Source organism: Niallia sp. FSL W8-0954 (assembly GCF_038005605.1).
GTDB classification, from domain to species: Bacteria; Bacillota; Bacilli; order Bacillales; family Cytobacillaceae; genus Niallia; species Niallia circulans_A.
In genome coordinates this window covers 2,566,872-2,587,432 of the sequence record NZ_JBBOTN010000001.1, presented here as the reverse complement: position 1 = coordinate 2,587,432, position 20,561 = coordinate 2,566,872, and the positions used below count along the sequence as shown (strand labels likewise).

Sequence of the window (20,561 nt, the reverse complement as noted above, 5' to 3'; positions counted from 1 at the left end):
TTGTAATAGATCACTTTATATTTTTCCCATAAAAAATTTCATTCATTTCCTGTGTGAGTTTTGCTGTTATCATCATACGATCATCTTCAGTCAGTTCTTCTTCTTTACAGGCAAATAAATAATTATTTAAATGGAATTGTTTTAACTTGCATTTTGTATGAAATATATTTTCTTGATAGATATTAGCATCAATCATATCAAATTGTGATTTTGCTTCTTCGGGAATATAGTTTTGAATGGAATTGATATCATGATCGATAAATAGTTTATGCCCATGTATATCACGGGTAAATCCCCTTACACGATAATCTATAATCATTATATCTGTATCAAAAGAGTGGATTAAATAGTTTAGTGCTTTTAATGGCGAAATTTCTCCACACGTCGAAACATCAATATCGGCACGAAATGTACTGATTCCTTCATCTGGATGATATTCAGGATATGTATGGACCGTTATATGGCTTTTGTCGAGATGCATAACAACGGAGCCTGGAAGTGGTCCAGGTGATTCCTCAAATACTTCTTTTGAAGTATCAGCAACTGGTCCCTCAGATACGAGCAGTGTTACACTTGCTCCTTGTGGTTCATAGTCTTGCTTTGCAATATTTAGAACATGTGCGCCAATAATATCGGAAACATTTTTCAAGATTTTCGTCAGCCGCTCAGCGTTATACTGCTCATCGATATATTGAAGATAAGCTTCTCTCTCGCTTTTTGTTCGAGTATAACAGATATCATACATATTAAAGCTCAATGACTTAGTTAAATTGTTAAAACCATGTAATTCTATACGCTGCTGAGGTGTTAAACTCATGTTTATCCCCCTTTTAAACAATTGGTACAGTTATGTTACCCGAACAGATTGGGGAATAACCAAAAAATCACTAATCCTCATTTTTAATAGAAAAGATTAGTGATAAGCTTTATTATTAGAACATACTTAAATCATATTTTTTTGCAAGAATTTCTAATAGTTTTAAGCCCGCAACACTATTGCCTTTGTCATCTAGTGCGGGACCAGAAATGCCAATTCCAAAGCGAGAAGGTACTGCGCCTAAAATTCCGCCGGAAACACCACTTTTTGCAGGGATTCCGACCCGAACAGCGAATTCTCCAGATGCATTATACATGCCGCATGTAACCATAAATGTTTTGCAAATACGAGCTACATGTGCTGGCATTAACTGTTTGTTTGTGACAGGTTCCTTACCATCTAAAGCAAATACGATCCCGATTCGTGCTAAATCTAAACAATTTACTTCGATTGAACATTGCTTTGTATATAAATCCAATAATTCTTCCACATCTTCATTAATGATGCCATGTTGTTTCATAAAGAAACAAAGTGCTCTATTCAAATGCGATGTATCAAATTCTGATTTAGCCACCTCTGCTGAATAACCTATATCACTATTTCCTGATAAGAGCTTAACAAATTCAATGATCTTCTGGAATCGTTCATCGACTGTGTTCCCTTCAATCATATGAGTAACAGCAAGAGCGCCTGCGTTTATCATCGGATTTAATGGCTTCGATGGGTTACTCATTTCTAGTTTTACAATAGAATTAAATGGATCGCCAGTAGGCTCATAGCCAACTTTACTAAAAACATACTCTTCTCCTGATTCAATTAGTGCTAATGCTAAAGTAATGACTTTTGAAATGCTTTGTAAAGTAATTTTCTCATGAATGCAGCCTGCTGAATAACATGTACCATCAGAGTGATAAATAGCTACAGATAAATCATCTGGGTTTGCTTTGCTAAGTGCTGGGATATAATCAGCAACTTTCCCATTATGTGTATATTGTTTTGCTTCTAACAAGATACTTTCTAATTCTTCATTAGATTGACAAGGCATTTTTTCACCAACTTTACGAAAAATTTTTGCATCCCTTTTTATAAAATATAAAAAAGAATTTCTTTATGATAATAGTATATCCTTAGAAACAAAAAATGAAAAAGATTTCTCGTTTATAAATAGTACTTTTCTAACTCAGATGAGGTCAATGGTTTGCTAAAGTAATAACCTTGTACGATATCGCATTGATGTTTAATGAGAAAATCGATTTGATTTTCTGTCTCTACTCCTTCTGCAATGACAAAAAAATTCATATTATGTCCCATATCAATAATGACTTTAGCTAAAGAGCCTTTGTGGATAGGATGGCAAATATCATCAATAAAAGTTTTATCAATTTTAATGGTATCAATAGGCAGTGATGTTAAATAACTTAACGAAGAATAGCCTTTGCCAAAATCATCAATCGATATTTGAAAGCCAAGGTTTTTAATATTAGCTAATTCGATTTGGGCTAATTCAATATTTTGCATAATGCTTTCCGTTATCTCTAACTCGAATTTTTCTGGATTTATTTCTAATCTTGTTATTTCTTTTTGTAGAAAAGGTATGAAATCAGTGTATTGAATTTGACGAGCCGAAATATTGATAGCAAGTTTTAAATCTTTTTTTCCTTCTCTTTCCCATTTCTTTTTCTGCGCAAATGCCTCCGTTATGACCCATTCTCCAATCGATAGTATTAGATTAGATTCCTCAGCAATTGGGATAAATTCATCTGGAGACAAATAGCCGTATACCGGGTGTTTCCAACGTAGCAGAGCTTCGACACCAAATATGCTGCCAGTATAGATATTGATTTGCGGCTGATAGTACAACTCTAGTTCTTTATTGATAATAGCTCTTCTTAGTGCCATCTCCAATTCCATTTTTCGCGCTCCTTTTTCTGCAATGGAAGCGGAGTAAAATTGAAAATTATTTTTTCCCTGGTCTTTGGCAACATACATCGCTGTATCGGCATTTTTTATTAATGATTCTTGATCTTTTCCGTCTAATGGATACATACTGATACCGATACTTGGTGTCACGAAAAATTCGTCATCTTTCACTACAATAGGATAAGAAAAGTGGTTTATTATTTTTTGGGCAGTCTCAGCTGTTTCTAATTTTGTTTTATTCTCTAATAGGATTAAAAATTCATCTCCCCCCAGGCGAGCAACAAAATCATTTTTTTCGATAGCTGATTGCAAAATAGTAGATACTTCTTGTAAAATGATATCTCCTATCCCATGTCCTTTCGTATCATTTATTCGTTTAAATTGATCCAAGTCTAAAAACAATATAGACATTCTTTCCACTTCTTGGTTATAGAGTCGATCATTTAAATGATGCATACAACTGTTTCGATTTGGTAATTTTGTTAGCGTATCTGTGAAAGCTAGTTCTTTAATTTTTAATTCCGCCTGTTTCCGGGATGTAATATCTCTTCCAACAACCAAAACAGCTTCTTGTCCGCCAAAAAGAATTGGCATGCAATTGATTTCCAAAAATACGTTTTTCGTTAATTCTTTCGTCAATTCAATTTCCATCTCAACGACATTTTGGTTTAACTTTTTGCTTTTCTTATATTGTTGCACAATATTTTGATAAGTATCTGCAAAAAGTAAATCGCTTATGGCTAGTCCCTGTAAAGAACTATAGTCTTTACCTAACATTTTGGTGCCAGCCTTATTTATATATTGAAACTTGTAATCAACTACTACTGCAATAATATCTGGTGAAATATCGACCAGTTTACTGAATTTATCTTCGTTTTCTTTGCTATCCGTTATATCAATTAACACGCTTGTAAACTCGGTCATTTCCCCAGTTGTTTTATCAAATACAGCGATTCCTCTATCTTTTATCCAGCGGATTTTTCCATCTGGTTTAATAATACGATAAGTGCTGACAACGACATCTTGATGGGTTAAAAGCTCTGCTCGTTCCGCCAAAACTTCTTGATCAGCTGGGTGGATTACATCTTTCCACAAATTGTAATTTTTATAAAATGCCTCTGCTGAATAACCATAAATAGCTTCAATTCCAGCTGTTACCATTAATTTATTTGTTTTCAAATCATGAAACCAAATCGCAATGTCCAGTGTGTCAAAAATAGACTGTAATTTTTTATTGCTTTGAGCAAATTCGCCAAGTACATAGGTGAACTTTTTTATTAATTGATAAAAAACATATAGTAAGCCACTAGTAATAATTAATTGCAGTAGAATAAAAAGCTCTTTATTTATAGAAGCAGCAAAGATATTTAAAATTACAGATAAAAGTACAAAAAAACAAATGGCTACCATCCATTTTGTTTCACTGTGTTTATAATCCATAGAAGAACTCCTTACGTTTATTTATGGCAAGAAAATTTTTATTAAAATTATTACTAGGTAATATAACAAAAATACTTCTCCCTTACTATCCATAATTCCATAAAGTTAAACTATTGACAATAAGTTTTTAAGTATACGTATACATAGAATACACTTATTAGGATTCGTTTATAATTTTTATTTGAGAAATCTATTTATTGGGGGAAGATAGTGTGGATATATGCAAAATGGGAATGGACATGGGAATAAGAACAAATATAAATCTTTTTATAGTCACTTCCATTTTTAAAATATAAGTCAGATGGAAAATCAATTTTCAAATGAATAAAAAACCCAAACAATCATACGAAATAACACAGCAAGATTCGTAGATTATTTGGGTATAGCTTTGACAGGAAAATTAGTTTAAACCATTCTATCTTAATTTAGATTCGGTGCTTCCACATGAACGCGGGGCGTATTCCAGGTGTCAAACCATTTTTTGGTTGCAGCTATAATTATGATAACCCCTAATATTAGCATGATGATTGATAGTACGGCATTAAGCACATTATAACCTGACGCTTCTGGGTTTAAATAAACGTTTTTAACCATCCACACCCCAGCATAATTTACTGTTACAAATAAATATGCCATCGGTATAAGACAAGTCAGCATATATCTACGTTTATCAGCCACTTTTAAAATAACGGTTGCTCCAACAATCAGCCCGATCGTTGCCATGAGCTGATTTGAGACACCGAATAGTGCCCATACCGAGCTAATATCTCCTGAAAATAAGAGATATCCCCACATTAAACATGCTAATGCACTTGCGAAAATAGAACCAGGCAGCCAATCCACTCTTTTTAGTGGTTTGTAGAACTCACCAAGAAAATCTTGAATTAAATAGCGTGCAGTTCTCGTCCCTGCATCAATGGCTGTTAATATAAAGACCGCTTCAAACATAATCACAAATTGGAAGAAATAAGATGCTAGATGGGAGAACCAAGAAATTTCTGTGAAAATATAAGACATTCCAACTGCTAAGGTAACTGCCCCTCCCGTTCTTCCTTCTAAATCAATGCCGATTTCCCGACTTAATTCTGGTAAGTTTGATACACTCATGCCAAGTGTTCGAAATACTTCTGGGCTAGAATTGATCGCGAAATAATCTCCGGGATGAAGAGCAGTTGCAGCAATAAGTGCCATAATCCCTACTAAACATTCGACGAGCATCGCACCAAAACCAACTACTTTAATATCAGTCCACTTATCAAGCATCTTTGGTGTTGTGCCAGAGCCGACAAAGGCATGAAATCCGGAAATAGCACCACATGCAATCGTAATGGAAATAAACGGCCATACTGGTCCTGCGATAACTGGTCCCCCTCCATTTACAAATTCCGTAAATGCAGGAAATTCAATAGCAGGGTTAATAATAAATACACCAATAATAAGGGCGATAAATACACCGATTTTCATAAAGCTACTTAAATAATCTCGCGGTGCCAATAACAGCCATACAGGTAGAGCAGCTGCAAAGAATGCATAAATAGGAAGAATAATAGCTAATGTTTTTGTATCAAGAGTTAACCAATCTCCCATTACGGTGTCTTGGATCATCGGTCCTACAAATACACCTATCATTAACAGAATAAATCCAATGGTTGTGCATAGTTTGAGATTACCTGTTTTTTTATAAAATATGCCTACACCCATTGCAATTGGGATAGTAATTCCTACCGAGAATGTCCCCCATGGATTTCTTTCTAAAGCATGTAGAACTACCATCGATAAACCAGCCATGGTAATGGTGATAATAAATAACATAGCAAGTCCTGTGCAAAAACCTGCAACGGGGCCAAGTTCTTCCTTTGCTACTTCAGATAATGATTTTCCTTTTTTTCTCATACTCGCAAATAATACGACCGCATCATGTACAGCCCCTCCGATAACAGCCCCAATCAACAGCCAAATCAATCCAGGCAAATAACCAAACTGTGCAGCAAGAATAGGTCCTACAAGGGGACCAGCTGCCGCTATTGCTGCGAAATGGTGTCCAAAGGTCACCCATTTATTGGTCGGTACATAGTCTTTTCCGTCATTAAGTTCATGTGCTGGAGTTTTTTCTTTATCGTTAAGCTTTAATACTTTTACTGCCATAAAAGTCCCATATAACCGATAAGCAATCATTAAAATACAAGCAGATGCAATAACGATTGTAACCGCATTCATTTTATCTACCTCCTTTAATGGTTTTATTATAAAAAATGAAAAGGATAAAAAAGCGTTTTCAAGGTAAAATGCATAGAAAACTAGCTGAAATGCAAAAATGACTGGATAAAATACAATATCCAGTCTGTATATATAACAATTAAAATTACTTAAAATCCGAATAATTGTTTAATCTCTTTTGTATAGTTTCTACTTAAAGGCACTTTTTCGCCATTATTCATGCATAGTAAATACGTAGAATTAAACCATGGTTCGATTTCACAAATTTTTTCTTTATTAACTAAAAAAGACCGATGTACTTTCATAATGGGACTATTTACTAACTTTTGCTCTAATTGCGTTAATGTAAAAGTAATGACCAATTCCTCTTCTTCTGTAATTAGCAATGTTTTGCCATTTTGTGCACTTATATAGACGATTTTATCTAAATCAATAATCTTTATTTTGTCATTGGCTGTGACGGCTAACTTATTACTTTGAAGAGACGATTTGCTTGGCGCTTTTCCGTGTGTTTCTTCTTTAGTTTCGCTCCGCTGATTCTGGATCTTTAAAATCGTTTGATTAATTCGTTCTTCTTCAAACGGTTTTAATATATAATCGACAGCATTTACGTCAAAAGCTTGAAGTGCATATTCATCATATGCAGTTGCAAAGACAATTTCCGGGCGATTTGCGGTATGCTTTAACTGTTCCGCTAAATTCATTCCATTATCTTCCCCAAGTTGAATATCTAAGAAAATAACGTCTATTTTTTGATTATCAATTATGTACAGAGCTGTTTCCAAATCATCACATTCGGCCACTATCTCTATTTTGCTGCTTCTTTTCAAGAGATATTTTAATTCATCTCTTGCTAATGGTTCGTCTTCGACAATTAATGCTTTAATCATCTACTTCCCTCCATATGCTTGGTTCCTTAGAAGGCAATGTAATCATCACCTTTGTTCCTCTATTCCATTCACTTTCAATGGTGAATTTGCCTTTCTCCGCATATAACTTTTTCACTCGTTCCTGAATATTCCAAAGTGCCGTACCTGTTCCTGTACTGGAGGATATATTTTTTTGCCCAATCATGTATAGAGTGTCCTCACTCATGCCTTTCCCATCGTCTTCTGTAATTAATACCATCCTATCTTTCTCTCTATATGCACATATCGTGATGGTCCCAACTGTACCCTTGGAAAAACCGTGACGAATGGAGTTTTCTACTAGAGGTTGTAATGTAAACGGCGGAATAAGGACTTTTTTTAATTCCGGCTCTATGGACTCTTTTATAATAAACTTATTGGGAAATCTCGCTTCTTCTAATGCTAAAAAGGCATGAACATGCTCTAATTCTTGACTTAAAGGGATCAGCATATTTTTAGCCCCTTGTATGTTGCTGCGGAAATAAGTAGATAATCTTTGGATCATCTGCCGTGCTTTTTCTCCATCTGTACGAATTAGCGCAGATATGGTGTTCATACTGTTAAAAAGAAAATGAGGATGAACTTGTGCTTGCAATGCTTTAATTTCTGCATCCTTCCATAATTTTTGTTGTAATTCTGCTTCTGCTAATTCAAGCTGTAAAGAAAATAACTTGCTTAACCCTTCTGCCAAAGTATATTCTACTAATTGAATATTTTTGGGATTGGCAAAATATAATTTAAGAGTGCCGACAGTTTTATTATTTGCTTTCAATGGTAACAAAATGGCAGCGTGCAACGGACATGCTTGATTGCTGCATTGAATCTCGTCTTTCTTTTTCGCTATAAGAATATTTCCTTCCCTTAACACTTTTTCTGTTAGTTTGGTAGAAGTTTTCTCTAATGGGATATGATGATCTCCGCCGAGGCCCTCATGTGCCAAAACAATGGATCGATTCGTTATGGATACTGCATCAGCATTAGTAGCTTTTAGCATAATTTTAGCAACTTGCTTGCTAGATTCAGGATTTAGTCCTTGACGAAAGTAAGCAAGCGTAGATTGAGCAATATTTAAAGCAATATTCGTTTGTGCTGCTTTCGTTTTTTCTTCCTCTAACAGAATATTTTGAATGATATAGATGAAAATCAGCATTCCAAACCCATTAATGACAATCATTGGAAAAGCAATGATTTTGACAAGTTCGAATGCAAGCTCAAAAGGGGCAGCAATTAAAAGGATAAATAGCATTTGAATAATTTCCATGGTGATGCCGATAATCACTGCTTTGCATGCAGAATCCTGTTTAATGGAGTATTTCCTCCCAAGCAGTCCAGTCAATAATCCAGCAGCAATGGTAGATAATCCACAAGCTAGTGCAGTGAATCCACCTAAAGTTAATCGGTGAAGGCCAGCTATTAATCCTACTCCCAGGCCAACTAATGGGCCACCAATCATTCCACCAATGGCTACCCCCATAATTCTTGTGTTAGCAATAGCACTTGAAACATCTAATTCATGCTGCCATGTATGGGTGCTAATACTTCCTTTTAATATTTCGACTCCAGTATAATTACTAATTATTCCGAAGACGCCAAAGATAAGAATTAACGATAGTTTATCGTGCCATTGTGACTCATGATGAATAATCGATCGGAAAATCTTTATTCTCGATAATAAGAAGGCAAAAATAACTAAAATACCGACTCGTTCAATCATTAGTGGAAGTAATTGCAGCAATTTATTTCCCCTCCCTATTTTACTCAACATCATTATAGTAAATTCCTAGATTTATAGAAAGCCTTTTCAAACATATTGTGGAGATCTGTCAGCATTTTCGTTTCGATCCCTTCCTGTGATATGATTATTTAATAGTTGTGAAAGGTTGGATGAAAATATGGCAGCAAAAAAATATTATGTAGTATGGAATGGTAGAAAAACAGGGATTTTCTCTACTTGGGCGGAATGTGAAAAGCAAACAAAAGGTTTTAAAGGTGCTTCTTTTAAGTCATTTCCTACTTTGGAGGAAGCAGAAAAAGCCTTTAAGCAAGATGGAAATATATCAAAATCAGCATCCAAAAGTTCTTCCGCTCAAAAACAATCTAATAAAACATTGGCGGCGATTGAGGAAAATAGCATTTCTGTTGATGCGGCATGTAGTGGTAATCCTGGAATGATGGAATATCAAGGCGTTGATACGAAAACAGGAGAAGTTCTTTTCCATTATGGTCCAGTATTCGGTACGAATAATATTGGCGAATTTTTAGGAATTGTACATGCATTAAGTCTTTTGCAAAAACAAGGCAAGAACACCACCATATACAGTGATAGTATGACGGCGTTAGCTTGGGTACGTAATAAAAAGGCTAATACAACATTAGTAAGAGATAAGCGTACAGAAGAATTGTGGCAATTAATTGAGCGTGCCGAAAAATGGCTGAAGCAAAATAACTATTCAAATAAAATTCTAAAATGGGATACGAATAAGTATGGTGAAATCAAAGCAGACTTCGGTCGTAAGTAAGGCTGTTGTTAATAATTATATTGTTTTGAGAACTTGGAGGTTTTCCAAGTTCTTTTTCTTCATTAAACATTCTTGTCACTTAAAGCTTAAATTGAATATTATTAATAAATAGATATTTTATTTAATTTACTAATTATTCACATTGATCTGATAGTATTATAGAATAGGTATAGAAAATAACTAGTTTATAAGTTTATTTACATAGGAGTGAATTTTTTGAAAAAGAAAGTATATTTTAATCATGATGCCGGAATTGATGATTTAGTTTCTCTGTTTCTTCTCTTACAAATGGATGAAGTAGACTTAATTGGTGTATCAGTTATCCCAGCAGATGGCTATTTAGAACCAGGCATCAGTGCAAGTAGAAAGATTATTGATCGATTTGGTCAAGGACCAGTAGAAGTTGCTAGATCTAATTCTCGCGGGGTTAATCCATTTCCGAAAGAATGGAGAATGCACACGTTTTATGTGGATGCCTTGCCGATTTTAAATGAAAGCGGTGAAATAAATACCCCTGAAAGTGAACTTCCAGCACATGAACATTTAATTAAAACAGTAAGGGGAAATCCCGATAAAACAACACTCTTATTTACTGGACCGCTGACAGATTTAGCAAGAGCACTTGAAATCGCTCCAGATATTCAAGAAAAAATTGAAAAATTAGTCTGGATGGGTGGAACATTTTTAGAGGTTGGTAATGTACAGGAACCAGAACATGATGGAACTGCTGAATGGAATGCTTTTTGGGATCCTTGGGCAGTTGCAGCTGTTTGGGCTAGTGATTTACAGATTGAAATGGTAGCGCTAGAAAGTACGAATCAAGTTCCACTAACCCTCTCTGTCCGCAATCATTGGGCATCATTAAGAAAATTTACAGGGATTGATTTTGTTGGTCAATGCTATGCTGCATGTCCTCCTCTTGTTCATGTAGAAACGAACTCTACCTATTATCTTTGGGATGTACTAACAACAGCAACGATTGGAAAAAAAGAACTAGTTAAAATGAAAGAAGTTAAATCAATTGCTTTAACAGAAGCGCCGTCCCAAGGGAGAACCTTAATAAGTGACAATGGCCGGCCTGTTTCTGTTGTATATGATGTAAAGAGAGATGACTTTTTCGCATACATTACCGACTTAGCAAAAATGGCGAAAAATAATTTATAAAAAATATCCGTTCCTATTTGAAAAAATAGGAACGGATATTTCAAAGCAGCCACCTCAATATTCTGCCAATGTTTCCATTATCTTATCCTCAATCTTTTTTCCCTTATCTTCATCCGTTAGATGGTTCAATAAAATAGAAAAAATATATTTCTTGCCTGTTTTGCTTTCCATGTAGCCAGATAATGAACTTACAGAGGTAAGTGTCCCCGTTTTTGCGAGGATTTTTCCTTTAGTATTCTCAGAATTCAATCGATGGCGCAGTGTTCCGCCAATCATTTTTTCCTCGTGACCTGATACAGGTAATGATTGACTAAATGAGGGAAACCATGGTTGTGCTTGTACTTCATATAAAAACAAACTTAAGTCGTTTGCTGAAATAAAATCTATAGGCGATATACCGGACCCATCTCGAATAACCATCTTAGTTGGATCAAGATGAAAAGCCACTAATTCTTCTTCTAAGGCCTCGAGTCCTTTTGCAAAGCTACCTTCTCCTTTTTTGACTACTCCCAATTCCTTGATTAATGTCTCAGCAATTGTATTATTACTTAATTTCAGCAATGGAAGTAGCAATTCACGGAGAGGAATCGAAGAATGAGTGGTAAGGATAGAAGCAATTTGTGGTGTTCTTCCTTTTTTGACCACCCCTTTCCACTGTATTCCTTCTTTCTTTAAAGCTTGTTGAAACACATCTAATGTATAGCTTGTAGGATCATGAACAGATACCCACTCTTTTTTTAAGGAATCGTCAATTGGCAGGCTTCCTGTTATTGTTACTACTTTACTGTTATGTTCTCTGTTAACTTTTAAACTTGCAGCAGATTCTTTATCTGCTGTTATACCATTATTGACAATTTTAATTTCGCTTGTTCTTGGCAAAGTATTGATTATGACGGGTTCATTTTTTTTCTTACCAGGTTTTATTTCAAGCAATACAGTACCTGCGTCATATTCTTTATCTGGTGATAGTGTTAAAGCGGAAATTGGGGCCCCGTAATAGGTAGATTCATCACTCCATGCCAAATCACTTGAAAAAGGAATGTTGTCATACCAGGAGTCATCGCCTATTATATCTCCATCTATATAGCTAATCCCTTTCCTTTTAATTTCTTTCGAGAGTTTTGCTAAATCAGAGGCTAAAAGGCTTGTATCCCCATTTCCTTTTATGTATAAGTTTCCTTTTAAATGAGCATCTTCTACTCTTCCATCTCCATAAATTTCTGTAATAAATTGATAGTCTTCTCCTAAAATGTTCAATGCTGCTGCTGAAGTTAGTAACTTCATATTAGAAGCTGGCGTTAGTCGTAAATCGGCCATATGTTCATAAACAATTTTCCCTGTTTCTTGTTCGCGAATGCTAATTCCTGCTAAACTTCCTTTTAGTTCTGGTTCTATATTTAACAGTGATTCAAGTGCCGTGGACAATGTAGCTTTTTTATGATCTTCTGCTGCGAATACTTTCGGTGAAAATGTGTTAGGTGTGCTTCCAGACAAGAATATAGAGAATAACATTACTACTATTATTCCCTTTTTCCATAAAGTCATCTTCTCACTCCTTATACTTCTCCTTGATAAAAGTGCGTTGAGTTGTTAAAAGTATATTATGTCCAGGAATTGCAGAATTATCCGCATGAATAATTAAAACTGACAACCTGGACAATAAAAACACTTTTTAGAAGATACTTTTATAAATACTATTTTGTGCTGACACCTTGGACATATTTCTCCTTCTCTGTCATATACTTTGCAAAGCTTATCATATCCTCCGGTTTTTTTATCCCCTATATAAAGGGGATGCTCCATATAACCACCCATATGAGTTGCCGCTCTTAATATTTTCAGTATGGAATTATAGAGCTTATTTAGCTCCATTTCTTTTAAATCCTCTAGTTTCCGAGTCGGTAAGATTTGCGCATCAAAGCAGATTTCATCGGAGTAACAATTGCCAATACCTGAGATAAAATGTTGATCGACTAATTTAAGCTTTATTGTCCCCTTCCTAGAGTTAATGATGTTTTGAAAGCTGTTTTCAGTAAAATGAGGTTCAATAGGATCTGGACCTAAGTCGTTCAGCCTTTCTTTACATTCTTCAAGAGTTAGTAAATGTAGATAACCTAATCGGAGTCCAATAAAATACAAGTGATTTTCTCCAAATGTTAGTTGGATTTGAATGGTTCTATTTGGTTTTTCTTTTTCGGTTCCAAAAAACATCCATCCACCTAACATTAAATGCAATAGAAGAACCTTTTGATTGTTTAAGTAAAAGAGTAGATGTTTCGCACGCCTTTCCACGCGAAGAATAGTAGTATTCACTAATTGATTCTCAAATGATTGTTTCGTAATATTAATGGACTTTTCTCGGTTAACGGCTATCGAGGTAATGGGTTGAGTGGTAATCAATTTATTTAATAAGATTTTATAGTTTTCCATTTCTGGCAATTCCGGCATTTATTCATTCTCTCCTTTTTATTTCCTCCCTTATTTTTGCCAAAACCATGAAAAACTATTTATGACACTTTATGATCAATATGTAAAGTTTGTAAATCCTTCATTTAGATGAGAAACTTGCTCATAAAAATGAAGATGACTGGTTGTATGGGCCTCTATAAAACGTTGTAAATTATCATTAATAAAACTTATCTATGCCACAGTAAGCATAATAGTAAGAAAACTACCCCTTAATAAACTTTTAACTAACCACCCTTACTAACTACAGTTTATTGCTTATCTTCCTTTTATAAATTACTTACCCGTAACTCCTATTCCTTCTTGAAGTATCATAGCTTCGCTGTTATACAAGATCTACGTCCCAACCAGCCTCAAACATGTTTCTACAAATAGGGGGCGGACAGTTTAGTTGACAGGTTCAATGCCCACCCACATATGGCCTAGTCTGGCTGCTAGTATAATAGATTCTGTTAAAAAAGGTCAACCATTGAAAACTGGTTAAGCTTATAATGCGAACGCTACTATTCGTTTAAGTATATTTCTTCATAAATATCGTTCTTTCATTCCATCTACTTTAAATTTCTTGGGTTATTTCTCTTAAAAATTGCTTCCTCTTCTCATCTGTTGTTAAGTTAACTCTAGAAAAATGAATCCATTTAGTGTATTCGTTTTTAACTCCCAGGTCAGCTAAAGTTCGGTTAATGAAAACTCCTTGAATAGCATTGCCTCCTTCAGATTCAATATAATCTTTATCCGTTGTAGAAGTTGAAATCACAGTTGTTTTTTCTATATTTGTCAATAAGCCTTTCAAAGCACCTGTTGTTTTATCCTCGAGAAAAGCGAATCCGCTCAACATCACTTTATCAATAAACCCTTTTAGAATAGCAGGTAAGTCCCACCACCAGACAGGAAATATAAAAATCAACTCAGTTGCCTGACTTAATTTTTTTTGATAGTCCTTAACTAATTCATATGGTGTTTCTCCACTATTAAATTGCGCCAATTCTTCTGCTGTAAATACTGGATTAAACCCGTCTTTATAAAGATCGATCACTTGAAATGTTTCTTCCTTAGCTTCTAAGTCTTTCGTGATAGAATTTAAGATTGCATGATTATAGCTTCCTTCCCATGGATGTGCATAGACGATTGTTTTCATTACTAGTTCCTCCTTCTCCCTTATTTGCATCATATTTTGATGTACATTCATCTTATTGTATGCTATATATTTTTACAAGTACGGTAATTAAAGTGTGATACTAACCTAAAGGAGAGTGCTGAATGGAAAACGATTCTTATCTATTTGAAGAGAATTTGAAGGATACTGGTTTTGGATATACTTTGTCATTAATTGGTGGGAAATACAAAATGACAGTTTTATATGCTTTATATTTAAACAATAACCCTATTCGCTATAACCAGTTGAAACGGAGGCTTGGCAATATTTCTTTTAAAACACTAACCAATACATTAAAGGAACTAGAGAGTGATCAACTAATTAATCGGAAGGAATATCCTCAAGTGCCTCCAAAAGTAGAATATTCTTTATCAGATAAGGGTTTGTCACTGATTCCTGTATTAGATGCAATTTGCTATTGGGGGGAAGAACAATTGGATAAAAGGAAGGAAGTCACGATGAAAGGGAACAATAACTAAATAAAGCTGTCTGGTCAGCAGCTGTAGATTTATTTTGCATAGTCTTAAACAATAAACATACTCAGGATTATGAAAAAGAATTGATCATTTACAAGCTGCTGTCACTATTGTTTAATAACAAGCAAACAACAGTGCCTTTTACTAGAGTATTAATAAATTGAATATATGAAGTTATTTTAGGTGAAAATACCAATGTTTATAATGTAGAAAGTATATTTTCGGAGGTTGTTTTACGAAAGGAAATGGAAAATGTATGTTTAAGTGTTGTTTAAACCAGGGGGTTTCTTCTATTGTCTCAGCCACACAAAGAATGCAAATTATGTTAACCTGATCTCCGCGTTAATATCTGAACAAAAAGGTAGGTTGGCTACCTTTTTGATTAACACTCATTAATAAAATAAGTTAGTCTCTTATAACTGTAAACTCATAGTAATTGTCCTGATGTTAAATCCCAATTTCTCATACAGTTTAATTGCGTGATTCCCTGCAAATGCACTTAGACGGATTTCTGAATATCCATCTTGTTTTAGATGGTCAATACCTGCTCTCATTAACAGTTTGGAGATTCCTTTCCCTCTGAATTCTTCTATAACAAATAGCTCGTAAATAAATCCAATCATCCTATCAGTAAATTGGTCTTTGCTTGTCCCTATAAAAATCCAGCCCATTATTTTGTTGTTTTTTGTGGCTATTAAATAGTAGCTTCCTTTTTCCAAAAGTGGTTTAACAAGCTGGTCAATTTTTTCCTTCGTAGGTTCAACTTGTCCTAAAGTACCATCAAAAATAGCTTGTGGCGAAAGAGATAATACCATTTTTAATTCAAGATCATTAGGTTTTCTAATATCCATTAATTGCATCAGTCCTTTCATTTTCCTTTAGTTATTTATTAGTTAATATATTTATTGTGCTTCAAAGCAACTTTTTTTAGGTTAGAAATAGTTTCTTCAAATGTTTTAACTGGCATATATCCTAATCCTTTGATTTTTTTATTAGAATAAATTGGACGTTCTAATCTGCGCTCTGGTAGTATATATTTTTTACCTATAGCATTTATTAATTCTAATCTATATTCTTTATCAGGATAGTTTCCATCAATTGCATTATAAATTTCACCACTAATACCCTTTAATATAGCGACAAAAATCATTTCAATCAAATTATCTCTATGTACCCATGGTATAAGGTCATCTGGATTTACCCAGTTAACAATGTCGGTATTTATCATCCGTTCAACTTGTCTATCACCCCAATAGGAGTTTTTCTCTGCACAAATCGCTCCAGGTCTTAAAATGATTAAGCCGAGTCCATTATTTTTATACTTATTAAGAATTCTTTCAGAATGAGCTTTAGTCTTAATATATACTTCCGGATGACTTTCTGTAATTGGTGAATTTTCATCAAAATATCCCTCTGTTGGCTCGCCATAAACGGATAAAGTTGATATATGTACAAATCTCTTTATACCTAATTCTATTGCTACGCTCGCTAAATTTTCCACACCAATTACATTTGAATTCATCGCTTTCTCTAAATCCTCGCCTAAATAAGCCGCACAATGAATAATAATATCAATATCTTTAGCTGCTTCTACTAATGAACCTCGATTAGTAAGTTCTCCTATAATTGGTTCTATGCCGATTTCTTTCATTTCTTTATAACTCTTTTCGTCTCTTACTAACCCTTTGACCATTGCACCTTCCTTTAAATATCTTTTTGCAACCTCACCACCTAAAGTCCCTGTTACTCCTGTAATCAATATCTTTATATCAATTATTGACATTCAAATCTTCCTTCCTATTTTAATATTTACCTGTAAGAAGAAAAAGCTTCTTCACTAACCAGTAGTACAAAAAATATATCTAAACTCAAAGCAGAACTATCTTCTAAGCTATAGCTCTTTAACTATTTCTAACTAAATATAACAAAATATTCTAATTTGAGTAGTAAGTATAAAGCAAGTTTATTTCCTATGGTAGTATAAATTAACTGTTTTCATTATTTCTTGTGGTGAATCAGCTAAATTAATGATTAATGATTGCTTTACAATTGCAAGAAATCTCCAAAGTATTCATAAACATAAAGAAGATTGCTAAAACCTAAAAGTAAATAATTCTCCACAAGCGAAACGGGACCAATTGTTTTATACCACCTAGGAAAATTAGAGACTATGAAGAAGAGAGAGGAATATTACCCTTAAAATTGAAACTTATCTATCCTATTATTCGTAGATAGATTACAAATAGAAAATGAGGGAGATTGTCTTGAAAATGACACTATGGATTACAATAGGTATTATCGTTTTGCTAAGTTTCATGATCGGAATGGGAATTTATATGTTTAAGAAGGAAATTAACAAGGAAGATCCTGATTATATTTTTCAATTTATTAAGGAAAATGCAAAAAGTGAAAGAGTTGCGCTTTCGATCAACTATAATAAACAAAAGTGGGTAAAAGTTAATCAAAATAAACAGTTACCTTTAGCAAGCACCGTTAAAATTATTATCGCCATGGAATATGCACGACAGGCAGCAGAGGGGAAAATTGATCCGTTGCAGGAAGTTAGTTTAGAGGAACTAAACAGCTTTTATATTCCTAAAACAGATGGTGGAGCACATGAAGCTTGGATTGCTAACCTAAACGATGGTAAAGAGACAGATAAAGTTCATTTAAGTGAAGTAGCTAAGGGAATGATTGCTTACAGCTCAAATGCAAATACCGAATACTTAATTCATGTGCTAGGGCTTGAAAATATTAATACTTCTCTAGAAAGCCTAGGGATTTCAAATCATGAACCTTTGTATCCGATAGTAAGTGCGTTGTTTATCCCTACCCAGCTAATGAAGGAGCAAAATATAACTAAACAAGAAATGCTCGAAGTAATGAAAAGTATGGATATTTCTGAATATCGTAAAAGAGCGATGGATATACACAATAAATGGCTGAACCACCCTCCAGCTGCTGAAGAAAAAAAACAAATAGTGAATACTTTAGACATGGATGTTCAAAGAATATGGTCTAATCGTTTACCGCGATCAACTTCAGAGGATTATGTCTATATTATGGAAAAACTAAATAACAAAACATATTTTGATGAAAACACCTATAAATATCTTGATCCAGTAATGGAACAGTTAATGGAAAATCCAAACAATCGAAAATGGCTTGTTCATGCAGGGCAAAAGGGTGGATCTACTGCATTTATTATTACAACGGCAATGTATGCTACAGATAAAGACGGTAACCAGACTGAGTTGGCCTTTTTTGCAAATGATTTGACTTCATTTGAACAAACAAAACTATCTCGAAATTTGAATGGCTTTAAACTGAAATTTTTAAAAGACGCTGAATTCCGAGCACTAATACAAAAAGAATTATCTGCTCTAGAAAGTCGAATTCCTTAATGTTGATAGGAATTCGACTTTCTAGATTGTAACTTACTTCGTATGATATCCTCATTTAGTCGGCAGATCCCATTATGTTCTTAAAATATTAATTACTCCTGCCAAAACTAGATAAGAGAGTTTAGTGTTTTTCTTTAACATATTCTACAAGAAGTTTAGAATCTTCTTAAGTTAAATTCTCTCAGATTCAATCTGTTTAAGAGAATCCATAGCCTGTGGGGATAAGACATTTGGAGAATAATTCTAAATGATGTATGAATGTAATTGCAGGCACTCTCTTAATCGGATAAACCAAAACCCATAGTTTAGCAGGAAGGTTAATTCTCTTAAGCTATGGGGATGGATACTATTTTATTTCGTTAACTCAGGGTTGTTTCTCAATCCGATAACCAAGAGCTTCAATTGCATATTCAATGCCTTGTTCTAATGTCGCAAAGGTATGGATATGTTTTAAATCAACGCCTGATTGAATAATTTGCACACTTAAATGTGGATTAATCCCTACGAGGATGCATTCCCCGCCAATTAATTCAATTGCTTTTACCAATTCCTGCAGTCGAAAAATAATAAACTGATCGAATTCGCTTATTCCAGTTAAATCAAGAAGTAAATAACTTGCTCGACGCTCGGAAAATTCCTGCAAACCTTTTTGCAGTAAATCTTCAAAACGCTCTTCATTAAATTTCCCAATTAGCGGTATAGCGAGGATGCCTTTCATGACAGGCATGACTGGTGTAGATAAATGCCTGATCAAAGTGGATAGCTCTTTCGTGCGGTCCTCAACTATTGTTTCTAATTCTGTAATGTATTTTGTTTCTTTCCCTCTTACTAGTTCATGGACACTTTGATGGGGAGTGTGGTTAGAAACGAATATGTTTAATTCATCATATTCATCTCCCCTCGTTTGACTTTTAGTTAACTCATACCACATCTTTTCTTTAAATAGTCCGCTAAAAACACCTGCCCAATGACTCGGTAATAATACAGCAGATTGGCTTGGATTTAAAGATTGGAAGATTCGGTGCTCCCATGAATTTTTCAAACGTACCGTTACCGTTTGCTTGTCTTTGTTAAACGCTGTTATCGTTACATTTCCCCAGCCCGCACTTGAATATATTTCACTATATTTCTTGATAATTTCTTCAATGGAAAAGCGATTTTGATAATAATCATTTACTAGCAGTCCCATCCGGAAACCAGTTGTCTCAAAAACGGCATTAGATGCATCAGGACCGGAAATTTCCATAATGGTGCTTAAAAAAATCTCAAATGCATTATCCCAAAATAATAGTGCTGGAGCGCCGTCAAAGTGGAATACACCGTTTTCGCTATTCCATGAAAATTCGCTAGATTTGATCTGTATTTTTTGATTTGATTCTTTTGTCAAGTCTCTCCCTCGCTTCCAAACATTCGAAATGTATCTAATTTTATCCGGTTTTAAAACAAAAAAGTGCTATGCTGATAATTTTTCATTTAAAGAGAATAAAAATAAATAAGCTAATTTTAACGCATCCCCGATTTGCATTTCTTTATCGAAGCCGTTGATTTTTTCTAACGGGAAATTGACATCCCAAACGCCATCGTTACCATTGAACATTAATTGGTAAGGCGTGTCATCACCTATTAGTTGATTCTCCATAAATGCTCGAATTTCTTTTTCTGTTTTTTTAGGACTCTTTAATCCACATAAAACTTCATAGGTACCAAAAACAGAATCAACTTCTATGGACATAGAATCGATAGAGACAATGTCAAATGCTTTTGTCTCTACATAGAGATAAATGTCTATATTTCTCTCTAAATAGTCTACAGTATCCTCAAGAATCCTCTCTTGAGCATTTTCCTGCACCACTTCGTCTGTTTCTTTATTGGCAAGCTCCATATATAAATCAGAAAAACGCTCAGCTGTCTGTTCCATCACCATATGATCGTCTGCAAGGCCTTCTTTTCTAACATAATTCATTTCCTCTTCGAAAAGAACTACTTTTCCTGAATTTAGTGATTTGCACTCTTCTATATACTTATTTATTTCTTTTTTTAACAATGGAATGAACTCCCTTCATTATACAATCGT

General features: G+C 34.3%; 17 protein-coding genes. 4 read left to right on the top strand and 13 right to left on the bottom strand.

Annotation, left to right across the window (positions count from 1 at the left end; all coding sequences use genetic code 11):
- Positions 1-10 precede the first annotated feature (10 nt).
- From speD to NX902_RS12670, 6 genes are all read right to left on the bottom strand, one after another.
- Entirely contained in the window at positions 11-817 is an 807-nt protein-coding gene (gene speD, locus NX902_RS12695; protein WP_249878499.1) for an adenosylmethionine decarboxylase, read from the bottom strand.
- Between the two features lie 115 nt (positions 818-932).
- The gene (gene glsA / locus NX902_RS12690) at positions 933-1,862 is read right to left on the bottom strand and encodes a glutaminase A (RefSeq protein ID WP_095328822.1); all 930 of its coding nucleotides are present in this window, start codon (positions 1,860-1,862) and stop codon (positions 933-935) included.
- A gap of 113 nt (positions 1,863-1,975) precedes the next feature.
- Positions 1,976-4,177: a sensor domain-containing protein gene (locus tag NX902_RS12685; RefSeq protein ID WP_341160754.1), complete on the bottom strand. Its 2,202-nt coding sequence runs from the start codon at positions 4,175-4,177 to the stop codon at positions 1,976-1,978.
- A gap of 420 nt (positions 4,178-4,597) precedes the next feature.
- The gene (cstA, locus tag NX902_RS12680; RefSeq protein WP_123257701.1) at positions 4,598-6,394 is read right to left on the bottom strand and encodes a carbon starvation protein CstA; all 1,797 of its coding nucleotides are present in this window, start codon (positions 6,392-6,394) and stop codon (positions 4,598-4,600) included.
- Positions 6,395-6,543: 149 nt separating this feature from the next.
- On the bottom strand, positions 6,544-7,284 hold the full coding sequence (locus NX902_RS12675; RefSeq protein ID WP_095328817.1) for a LytR/AlgR family response regulator transcription factor: 741 nt from the start codon (positions 7,282-7,284) through the stop codon (positions 6,544-6,546).
- Positions 7,277-9,037: a sensor histidine kinase gene (locus NX902_RS12670; RefSeq protein WP_341160753.1), complete on the bottom strand. Its 1,761-nt coding sequence runs from the start codon at positions 9,035-9,037 to the stop codon at positions 7,277-7,279. The genes NX902_RS12675 and NX902_RS12670 overlap by 8 nt, the downstream gene beginning before the upstream one ends.
- A 157-nt stretch (positions 9,038-9,194) precedes the next feature.
- On the opposite strand from NX902_RS12670, the gene NX902_RS12665 reads away from it, so the two are divergent.
- Together NX902_RS12665 and NX902_RS12660 are read left to right on the top strand one after the other, a co-directional pair.
- Complete coding sequence (locus tag NX902_RS12665; protein ID WP_341160752.1) at positions 9,195-9,821, top strand: ribonuclease H family protein; 627 nt, start codon at positions 9,195-9,197, stop codon at positions 9,819-9,821.
- 216 nt (positions 9,822-10,037) lie between these two features.
- Entirely contained in the window at positions 10,038-10,985 is a 948-nt protein-coding gene (locus NX902_RS12660) for a nucleoside hydrolase (RefSeq protein WP_095328814.1), read from the top strand.
- Positions 10,986-11,039: 54 nt separating this feature from the next.
- Here the strand turns inward: NX902_RS12660 and dacB are convergent, their stop codons facing one another.
- The 3 genes from dacB to NX902_RS12645 all read right to left on the bottom strand — a co-directional run bounded on the left by dacB (position 11,040) and on the right by NX902_RS12645 (position 14,589).
- Positions 11,040-12,530 (bottom strand): D-alanyl-D-alanine carboxypeptidase/D-alanyl-D-alanine endopeptidase, encoded by a 1,491-nt coding sequence (dacB, locus tag NX902_RS12655; protein ID WP_095328813.1) that lies wholly within the window; start codon positions 12,528-12,530, stop codon positions 11,040-11,042.
- Positions 12,531-12,623: 93 nt separating this feature from the next.
- On the bottom strand, positions 12,624-13,433 hold the full coding sequence (locus tag NX902_RS12650; protein ID WP_123257696.1) for an Fpg/Nei family DNA glycosylase: 810 nt from the start codon (positions 13,431-13,433) through the stop codon (positions 12,624-12,626).
- 574 nt (positions 13,434-14,007) lie between these two features.
- Complete coding sequence (locus tag NX902_RS12645) at positions 14,008-14,589, bottom strand: NAD(P)H-dependent oxidoreductase (protein ID WP_095328811.1); 582 nt, start codon at positions 14,587-14,589, stop codon at positions 14,008-14,010.
- Between the two features lie 122 nt (positions 14,590-14,711).
- Here NX902_RS12645 and NX902_RS12640 point away from each other — a divergent pair, with 122 nt between their 5' ends.
- The gene (locus tag NX902_RS12640; protein WP_095328810.1) at positions 14,712-15,086 is read left to right on the top strand and encodes a winged helix-turn-helix transcriptional regulator; all 375 of its coding nucleotides are present in this window, start codon (positions 14,712-14,714) and stop codon (positions 15,084-15,086) included.
- A 410-nt stretch (positions 15,087-15,496) separates the two neighbouring features.
- On the opposite strand, the gene NX902_RS12635 is transcribed toward NX902_RS12640, so the two are convergent.
- The gene (locus tag NX902_RS12635) at positions 15,497-15,934 is read right to left on the bottom strand and encodes a GNAT family N-acetyltransferase (protein ID WP_095328820.1); all 438 of its coding nucleotides are present in this window, start codon (positions 15,932-15,934) and stop codon (positions 15,497-15,499) included.
- Between the two features lie 38 nt (positions 15,935-15,972).
- Positions 15,973-16,866 (bottom strand): NAD-dependent epimerase/dehydratase family protein, encoded by an 894-nt coding sequence (locus tag NX902_RS12630; RefSeq protein ID WP_163186864.1) that lies wholly within the window; start codon positions 16,864-16,866, stop codon positions 15,973-15,975.
- Between the two features lie 487 nt (positions 16,867-17,353).
- Here NX902_RS12630 and NX902_RS12625 point away from each other — a divergent pair, with 487 nt between their 5' ends.
- Entirely contained in the window at positions 17,354-18,487 is a 1,134-nt protein-coding gene (locus NX902_RS12625) for a serine hydrolase (RefSeq protein WP_338134272.1), read from the top strand.
- A gap of 364 nt (positions 18,488-18,851) precedes the next feature.
- On the opposite strand, the gene NX902_RS12620 is transcribed toward NX902_RS12625, so the two are convergent.
- Positions 18,852-19,874 (bottom strand): STAS domain-containing protein, encoded by a 1,023-nt coding sequence (locus NX902_RS12620; protein WP_095328807.1) that lies wholly within the window; start codon positions 19,872-19,874, stop codon positions 18,852-18,854.
- Between the two features lie 66 nt (positions 19,875-19,940).
- Positions 19,941-20,531 (bottom strand): branched-chain amino acid aminotransferase, encoded by a 591-nt coding sequence (locus tag NX902_RS12615; protein ID WP_095328806.1) that lies wholly within the window; start codon positions 20,529-20,531, stop codon positions 19,941-19,943.
- Positions 20,532-20,561: the final 30 nt, after the last annotated feature.

Coding starts and splice junctions, on each gene's coding strand:
- NX902_RS12675 (WP_095328817.1), bottom strand. CDS start 7,284: ATGATTAAAGCATTAATTGTCGAAGACGAACCATTAGCAAGAGATGAA.
- NX902_RS12630 (WP_163186864.1), bottom strand. CDS start 16,866: ATGTCAATAATTGATATAAAGATATTGATTACAGGAGTAACAGGGACT.
- speD (WP_249878499.1), bottom strand. CDS start 817: ATGAGTTTAACACCTCAGCAGCGTATAGAATTACATGGTTTTAACAAT.
- dacB (WP_095328813.1), bottom strand. CDS start 12,530: ATGACTTTATGGAAAAAGGGAATAATAGTAGTAATGTTATTCTCTATA.
- glsA (WP_095328822.1), bottom strand. CDS start 1,862: ATGCCTTGTCAATCTAATGAAGAATTAGAAAGTATCTTGTTAGAAGCA.
- NX902_RS12665 (WP_341160752.1), top strand. CDS start 9,195: ATGGCAGCAAAAAAATATTATGTAGTATGGAATGGTAGAAAAACAGGG.
- NX902_RS12625 (WP_338134272.1), top strand. CDS start 17,354: ATGACACTATGGATTACAATAGGTATTATCGTTTTGCTAAGTTTCATG.
- NX902_RS12645 (WP_095328811.1), bottom strand. CDS start 14,589: ATGAAAACAATCGTCTATGCACATCCATGGGAAGGAAGCTATAATCAT.
- NX902_RS12635 (WP_095328820.1), bottom strand. CDS start 15,934: ATGGATATTAGAAAACCTAATGATCTTGAATTAAAAATGGTATTATCT.
- NX902_RS12650 (WP_123257696.1), bottom strand. CDS start 13,433: ATGCCGGAATTGCCAGAAATGGAAAACTATAAAATCTTATTAAATAAA.
- NX902_RS12640 (WP_095328810.1), top strand. CDS start 14,712: ATGGAAAACGATTCTTATCTATTTGAAGAGAATTTGAAGGATACTGGT.
- NX902_RS12685 (WP_341160754.1), bottom strand. CDS start 4,177: ATGGATTATAAACACAGTGAAACAAAATGGATGGTAGCCATTTGTTTT.
- cstA (WP_123257701.1), bottom strand. CDS start 6,394: ATGAATGCGGTTACAATCGTTATTGCATCTGCTTGTATTTTAATGATT.